Raw genomic sequence first — 2192 nt, forward strand, 5'->3', positions numbered from 1 at the left:
GCCAGGGGTTCTGCCCGGCGCGCCGACGGGTCCGCCCTTCGCCCCGGACGCAGCCGCCGCTCGCGCTCGGCCCGCGCGACGAGGCTCAGCTCGCCGGGGGTGGTGGTGCGCGCGTGCTTGAGGAGACGGGTCTCCAGCGCCACCCGGTTCCCTCGCCGCAGCCCGTCGGTGTACCCGAGGATGGTCTGCGCGTGGGCGTGCGTGATGTGCCCGCCGCGCAGCGCCGCGAGCGTACGCGGGTGCTCGTGCACCAACGCCCGAGACTCCTCGATGAGCGCGACCGCAGAGCCCTTGGGCACCCGCAGGGCCTTGGCGAGCCGTTCGACGAGCTCGGGCGCCAGGCCGGCGAGATCGTCGGCCTCCACCTCGGGGGCGTCGAACAGTTCGGGCTGGTCGGCCACCCACTCCCGGACGGATTCCATCAGCACGGCGCGGGACGCCGCGAGCGAGGAGAGCAGGGAGTCGATCGTCGCGACGGCGTCGACCGCCTCCGAAAGGTCCGCGAAACCGCTCGCGAACCCCGACTCGCGCGGCACGGCTGCACCACGCGGAGACTGGCCCGGTACGTCGACCGGACCGCGAGTCACCAGCACCTTGTTCGAACTCATGTTCTAACTGTAGAGGGTGAGGTCGGCGCGCGCCACCCGGCACGCCGGACCCAGACCACCCGCCCGGCAGCCGGCGGCCCGCACAATGGGCACGTGCTGATCCGTCGAGCCGTCACGCCGCCCCTGGCCGCGTGCGCCACCCTTGCCACCCTCCTCGCACTGGGTGGCTGCAGCCTGGTCGAGCGGGCGCAGGGCTCGGACGGGACCGCGGACCCGGCGCCCACAGCATCGCAGGCGACACCGACACCCGAGCACAGCACCGCGAAGCCCAGGGGGCGGACCAGCACCAGCACCGTCACCGCCGGCGACGTCGTGCTGGAGGTCAGCTCGCGGAAGGCCGCCGAGGTACGGGAGGACGAGCTCGGGCCGGGCACCCGCACGGTCACGCTCGACCTGGCACCCGGGCGCACCGCACGCCTCGCCCTCACCTCCCCCGGGGCGCTCGACGTCGACTCCGACGGCAGCGTCACGGTGCTCGACGGCAACGGCACCCCGGTCGCGGCGCTGAGCCCACCCGAGCCGGCGGAGGACGCCGCGGCGGACGCACCCCGCATCGACGTCACCGAGATCGACGCCACACGGGCCCAGGTGGAGCTCGACGACCGGTCGGCCGGCGCGGGCGCGGACGAACCGGTGCGCACCACGCCGCTGACCCTCACGTTCGTGGTGGGCACGCAGGCGATCGAGGGCATGAGCTGGGGCGAGAACGAGGGCGGCCGGTCCCTCGCCGTCGACCCGGCGGACTGGGCCAGGCACGCCGGGGAGGCGGGCCTCGACCTGATCCGCACGCAGCTCGTGGCCGCCGAGCCGGAGGCCGACAGCGACACCATGGAGCACCAGCTCGTGTGCCACGCCCTGGGCGCGGCGGACAAGGAGACGTGGAACCTGGAGCCGTGGCGGCCCGACGTCGGGCTGATCCTCACGGCCACCGCACACTGCAACCCGGTGTGAGCTGCCGCCGATGCGGCCGTGACCCAGTCGTGACCAGTACCGGAGCCATTCGAGGTGCGGGGACGGACGGGGTGAGGTTTCCTGGAAAGGCGGCGAGGCAGGCTCGCCAAACAATCTATGAGCCCCAGCTCAGCCGGGCTCCGGCACCTGTTCCTCGCGCGCCCTCAGCTGCTCGACGAACATCTTCCGGTGGTGCGGCGCCACAGAGTTCCCCCCTGGGGCAGGGCAACTTCTCCTCGGAGACACCTTGGCAGGGAGGCTCCAGATGACCCGCGTCATCATCCTGGGATCGTCCGTCGCGATCGGCGGCGGCGCGCTCCTCGGAATCACACTCGCATACCAGCTCGTGCCCCTCGCCGTGCTCGCCGCCCTCATCGGGCTGGCGGGCATTTTCGTCGTGGTCCGGGCCGTCCCCGAACCGGCGCCCGCCACGGGCGCCCCGATCATCCTCAGCGGTCCGCTCGCGCGTCCCGCCGACAACGAGGAGTCCGACACCGAGTCCGAGCCGGTCCCGGTGCAGCAGCTCCCGGTGCCCGTCGTGGCCGCGGTCCCGGACGCCGCCTGACCAGATCACCGTCGCCCACCGCGGCCGGACACCGACAAGGAGAACCGCAGCCGCGGCGCACGTCCCGC

The 2192-nt window shown here is 73.5% G+C and carries 2 protein-coding genes and 1 pseudogene; 2 read left to right on the plus strand and 1 reads right to left on the minus strand.

The features are described from left to right. Positions 1-608: pseudogene (locus PROKR_RS14250) on the minus strand (hypothetical protein); the annotation flags it as partial. A gap of 93 nt (positions 609-701) precedes the next feature. Between PROKR_RS14250 and PROKR_RS30765 the strand changes: the two are divergent. Both PROKR_RS30765 and PROKR_RS14260 read left to right on the plus strand, forming a co-directional pair. Beyond that, the gene (locus tag PROKR_RS30765; protein ID WP_051432999.1) at positions 702-1559 is read left to right on the plus strand and encodes a DUF2599 domain-containing protein; all 858 of its coding nucleotides are present in this window, start codon (positions 702-704) and stop codon (positions 1557-1559) included. A 265-nt stretch (positions 1560-1824) separates the two neighbouring features. Next, complete coding sequence (locus PROKR_RS14260) at positions 1825-2124, plus strand: hypothetical protein (RefSeq protein WP_036964327.1); 300 nt, start codon at positions 1825-1827, stop codon at positions 2122-2124. Positions 2125-2192: the final 68 nt, after the last annotated feature.

The sequence above is a fragment of the Promicromonospora kroppenstedtii DSM 19349 genome, from assembly GCF_000515355.1.
Lineage (GTDB): Bacteria > Actinomycetota > Actinomycetes > Actinomycetales > Cellulomonadaceae > Promicromonospora > Promicromonospora kroppenstedtii.

Coding starts and splice junctions, on each gene's coding strand:
- PROKR_RS14260 (WP_036964327.1), top strand. CDS start 1,825: ATGACCCGCGTCATCATCCTGGGATCGTCCGTCGCGATCGGCGGCGGC.